The sequence below is a fragment of the Amycolatopsis sp. NPDC059027 genome, from assembly GCF_042739735.1.
Taxonomy (GTDB): domain Bacteria; phylum Actinomycetota; class Actinomycetes; order Mycobacteriales; family Pseudonocardiaceae; genus Amycolatopsis.
Window position 1 is genome coordinate 23,090 of the sequence record NZ_JBHYIK010000023.1, and the last position, 4,935, is coordinate 28,024.

Here is a 4,935-nt window from a genome sequence, read left to right on the forward strand (position 1 = left end):
TTTTTTTTATCGCCCGGGGGGCGTGGGGTGTTTTTTTTTGTGCCCACGCTTCGATGGGTCATTTACTACGCCCCCAACGGAGCTTTCGGGACACTGGCGCCACCGCACTTTCACCCCGCCAGGCCCGCCCGCACCGAGAAACCGCATTGGGGCGCAGGAGCCCGGGCGGAGCGAGGGACCTTTGCTATCGCGAGCCGGGCGGAGCGGTCAGCGGGGGAGGCGGGTGACCTGGTCGCCGTCGCGGCGCCGCTGGCCCAGCTCGTCCGGGAACACCCACTTCTTGAAGCCCCAGAACCGGAACACCATCGCGAGCAGCATGCCGATGATCGACCCGCTCGCGAAGTCCGCGATCTCCTGGACCAGCCTCGACACGTGCGGTGTCTCCAGGTGGAACACGTACCGCGACGCGTAGAGCGGGATCAGGTTCACCACCACGGCGACGCCGCTGATCACGAAGAACAGCGCGGCCTCGTGGGTGCGTTCCCGGCCGCCGCGGGTCCGGAAGGACCACTCGCGGTTGAGGATGTACGACACGATCGTCGCCACGATGATCGCGATCGCCTTCGCCGTCGTCGGCTTCGATTCCAGCACGCTCAGTTTCAGCAGGTACCAGACGCCGTTGTCGACCAGAAAGGTCGTGCCGCCCACGATCGCGAACTTGAGCAGTTCCCGGTGCTTGATCAGCACCGAGCGCAGGGGTTCGGGCGTGCGGCTGAGCACGGTTTCGACGACGGTCACCTCCGCAGTTTAGGAGAGGCTGACCAGGGCCGATGGCTCAGGCGGCCATCCTGTCGCGAATGTCCGGATCCTCGGGGTCGTTCCCGGACCTCCGCTGTGGCCGGACATCCTCGGCGGGGAACACCCATTTCTTGAAGGCCCACCAGCGGAAGACCGTGCCCAGCAGCGTCCCTAGCACGATCCCGCTGACGAAGTCGGCGATTTCCTGCGCGGCGAACGTCACGTGCGGCACCTGCAGCTGGAGCACGTAGCGGGACACGGCAAGCGGAACCGAGTTCAGGCCCAGCGCGATGCCGCTGTACAGGAAGAACAGGGCCGCCTCGTGCGTCCGTTCGTGGCCGCCGCGGGTGCGGAAGGACCATTCGCGGTTGGCGACGTAGGAGAAGATCGTCGCCACCAGCGTCGCGAGGATCAGCGCCGTCAGCGGATTCGCCCGCAGCACGGTGAACTTCAGGCCGTAGTTCACCGCCAGCGTGATCACGAAACTCATCCCGCCGACCACCGCGAACCGGATCAGCTCGCGGTGCCTGCCCAGCAATTCCCGCACCGCGCGGACGCTACCCCGTCGGCAGGCCGAAATGCTTCCCAGGGTGGCTCGGGCCGATCGGCGTGGTGGAAGTGCCCGGCTGGGGCGGCGCGCTCGTGGTCGCCGGTGCCGAAGACTGCTTCGGCTGCGGCGTTTCGGACGTCGTCACCGGCGGGACGCCGGTGTGGCCCGGCGACTTCTTCGGCGTGCTCTTGCCGGGGCTCGTCGTGGCGCTTGTCCCGGTGGACGATGTCGGCGGCGTCGGCGCGAGCTGCCCCGGCGGGCACCAGTCGAAGTACACCGGGACCGGTTTCGCCGAGGCCGTCCCCAGTGTGGCGCCGACGGTCACCGGGTGCCCCGCGGGCGGGCGCCCGCGCAGCTGGACCCACAGGTTGACGTGCTGGCCAGGGGCGAGCGCGCCGGTGGTCGTGCAGGTCGCGCCACCGGCGGTCGGCCGGCATGGGAAACCGCGCAGGCTCCACCAGCTCGACAGCGGATGGTCGAAGGTCACGGTGACCGGTTTGGTCGTCTGCCCGGTGTTGTGCACCCGGACGTAGATGCGCGGCTTCTGCCACCACGGGAGTTCCGACAGCCAGTCGCTCTCGGCCTCCAGCGTCACCGCGTCCGGCGGCGGCTTGACCGCGACGTTCACGCGCAGGTCGACATGGACCTGAGCGCCCGCGGTGACCGAACCCTCGACCGTGCTGCCGGGTTTGGCGGTGTCGTCGGCCTTCAGCAGGAACATCAGGACCGCGGACTGGCCCGGCTGCAGGCCGGTCCCGGTCCGGCAGGTGACAGTGCCGTCCCCGCCGGGACAGTTGACGTTGATCGTTTCGGGCGCGGCCATGGCGAAGCCGCTCGCGCCGGGGGCGCCGCCGCCCCCCGCGGGCACCGCGTGCACCCCCGGCGGCAGCCTCAGCGTGGCGACCACTGGGTCGGACGGGCCGGCGCCGTCGTTGCGCACCGTGATGGGCAGGTTGGCGGGCTTGCCGCCCGGCTGCAGCACGACGCCCTCGGGCGGCGTCGTCGCGGACACGTTCGGTTTCGGGAGCGAGGGCGGTGTGGTCGGCGGCGGCTGCGACCCCGGCGGCGCGGCCGGGTTCGGCGGCTGGACCGCGGGCGGGGCGGGCGCCGCGGGCGGCGGTGCCGGGGGCGCGGGCGGTGGCTGCTGCTGAGCGGGCGGCTGGGCCGGTGGCTGCTGCGGCGGTGGCTGCTGCGGCGCGGGTTGCGCCGCGGGCGGCGGGACCTGGGCGGCCGCCGGGATGTCCTGGGTACCGCCACCGGCGACGAGCGCGACGACGACGGCCGCCGCGATGGCCGTCCCGGACGCGGCGACACCGGCGAACTGCCGTGGCCCGCCCGCCGCGGCGCCCGCCGCCGCACCGGCCTTGGCTCCGCCCGCGGTCGCTCCCGCGGCGGCCGCTCCGGTGACCGCCGCGGTGGTGGCGCTCGCCTTGGCCGCGCCGATCGTGGCGAGGTAGCCGAGCGCGGCGCCACCGAGGACGATCGGGGCGATGATCGCGCGCAGACCGCCGTTGATGTCGGCGAGCTCGGCGGCGAGCGCGCGGCATTTCTCGCATTCGTCCAGGTGATTCTCGACCTGGCTGCGTTCGCGTTTGGACAGTCCGTCGCGGGTCCACGCACCGAGCCGGTCGGCGGTGGCGCGGCAGCGTTCCGCGCCGTTCTCCTGCAGGTGGACCTGCAGATAGGCCTGGCGGAGACCCTCGCGGGCGCGGTAGGCGAGCGCCGAGACGCCGTTCGCGGTCAGGCCCAGCAGCGGGGCGACCTCGGCGGGGCTCTGCTGCTCGATCTCGGTGTGCCAGAGCACGGCCTGCCAGCGTTCGGGCAGCCGCGCGAAGGCCTTGGCGGCCATGGTGCGCTCGAGCCCCGCGACGGCGGTGTCGGAGAACGGGACGGTCAGCGCCTCGCCGACCGCGCCGCCGACGTCGGTCATGTCCTCGTTGAGGTCGACGCGCTTGTCCTTGCGGGTCTTGTCGTAGGCGGTGTGGCGCAGCGCGGTCAGCAGATACGCGCGGAACGCGGTCTCGGGTCCCTTGCCGGCGCGCAGCGTGTCCAGCACCTTCGCGAACGCCTCGGAGACGAGGTCGTCGGCCTCGGAGCTGGAGCGCGCGAGCTGACGGGCGAGGTTGTGCGCGGCGGCCGTGTGCCGCTCGTACAGCGGCCCGTAGGAGGCGATCTGCCCGGCACGGACCTCGGCGATCAGCTCGGCGTCGCTCTTACCGCTGAGATCGGCGGGAACGGTGGACACGGGACTCCTCTGCGGGTGGTGGTGGCCGCCTGACGGGCCGCCAATACCTACCTTGACTCTTGCGCGGCACAAGTGTGACGGAAGCTGCGACACGCGTCACCTCGCGGTCGGCGTGTTGACCCGGAGAGCGCAATATGTTCACCCGGGCTCGCCGCGCCCTTGGTCAACAAAACCCGCCGGAACGCCGTCACGGACCCGGGCCTGGCGCGTCCCCTGTTCGGAGCGCGACAAGATCGCTCCGAACCGGACGAGAGGAGCGGTGGCCAGTGGACCTGCCGGCGACCGGGGCGCTGTCCGGGGTGACGGACTCGCAGGAGGCGCGGAACCGGTTCGACCGGGACCGGACCCTGCGCGCGCTGCGAGCACGGTGGCGAACCGCGAGCCTGGCTTCGGGCTGGCGGTTCCCCAGCGACTGGGGACTGCCCGAGGTCGACGCGGTGTGTGCCGCGGTGGTGAGACAGGGGAAGCCCGCAGTGGGCAGCGAGGCGGCGGAACGCGCGCTGGCCGGGCTCGGCCGCGCCCGTGCGGCCGCCGGTGCCGGGCTTGCGGAGACGCTGACCGACCTCGCGGCGCTGCACGCCGTGCTCGCCGGCTCCGCCGATCCCGCGGTCGTGGACGGATTCGTCGCTCCGGATGTGGACGCCACCCCTGCGCGGTTGCTCCGCCTGACGGCCTTGGCCTGGGCGGACGTCGCGACGGACCAGCTCGTGCACACCGAGGTCACCGACCCGCTGACCGGTCTGCCAACCGCCGCGTACCTGCGCACCCGGCTCGCCGAGGTGTACCGCAGAGCGGAGCGCGAGGAACGCGCGGTGGCCGAGGACTTCGTGCTGCTCGTGGTCGAACTGGACTTCAGCACGGTCGACGGCTGGCCACGGCTGACCGGGATGATCCTCGCCGCCGACGCGCTGCGGACCGTGTTCGACGGCGGAGAAAGCGTTGCCTCGCTGGGACCGTCGGTCGTGGCGGCACTGGTGCCGCGCGACGACCGCCTCGCTTCGCGCGGGGTCGCGCTGCGGCGGGCGGTGCACGAACGGCTCTCGGTGGACGCGCAGCTCGCCGAGGTCGGCAGCCCGCGGATCAGCGCCGTCCGGCTGCCCGCGACCCACGAGCTCGCCTGTGACGTACTGGCCGGTCTGTCCCGGGCCTGAACTCGGCCCGGCCCGGGATGGGCGAACGGACCCGTGGGGGCCGCCCCGAGGGAAGCAGAGGGTTCCTCGGTGCGGCCCCCGCGGCCCGCTCTCTTCTCACGGCTCTTCGCGTCGCCAATTCGGGACAGTCAACCTGGCTTCACCGGCGGCTGGCGGCCTTGGTCGGTGGGGGCGGCGAGGGGGGGGGCGTCAGAGGGGGGGGACCCCACCCCGGGGGGAGCGGGCGCGGGGGTGTGTGTATGGAGAAGAAG

General features: G+C 72.4%; 4 protein-coding genes. 1 reads left to right on the plus strand and 3 read right to left on the minus strand.

Annotation, left to right across the window (positions count from 1 at the left end):
• Window positions 1-207: 207 nt before the first annotated feature.
• The 3 genes from ACFWY9_RS17800 to ACFWY9_RS17810 are packed head-to-tail and all read right to left on the minus strand — an operon-like array spanning window position 208 to window position 3,533.
• The gene (locus tag ACFWY9_RS17800; RefSeq protein WP_378328008.1) at window positions 208-738 is read right to left on the minus strand and encodes a GtrA family protein; all 531 of its coding nucleotides are present in this window, start codon (window positions 736-738) and stop codon (window positions 208-210) included.
• Between the two features lie 37 nt (window positions 739-775).
• A complete protein-coding gene (locus ACFWY9_RS17805) occupies window positions 776-1,285 on the minus strand; it encodes a GtrA family protein (RefSeq protein ID WP_378328007.1) in 510 nt (169 codons plus the stop codon).
• 10 nt (window positions 1,286-1,295) lie between these two features.
• Window positions 1,296-3,533 carry a sigma-70 family RNA polymerase sigma factor gene (locus ACFWY9_RS17810; RefSeq protein WP_378328006.1) on the minus strand — a complete coding sequence of 746 codons (2,238 nt, stop codon included), beginning with the start codon at window positions 3,531-3,533 and terminating at the stop codon, window positions 1,296-1,298.
• Window positions 3,534-3,799: 266 nt separating this feature from the next.
• On the opposite strand from ACFWY9_RS17810, the gene ACFWY9_RS17815 reads away from it, so the two are divergent.
• Window positions 3,800-4,684 (plus strand): GGDEF domain-containing protein, encoded by an 885-nt coding sequence (locus tag ACFWY9_RS17815; protein WP_378328005.1) that lies wholly within the window; start codon window positions 3,800-3,802, stop codon window positions 4,682-4,684.
• Window positions 4,685-4,935 lie beyond the last annotated feature (251 nt).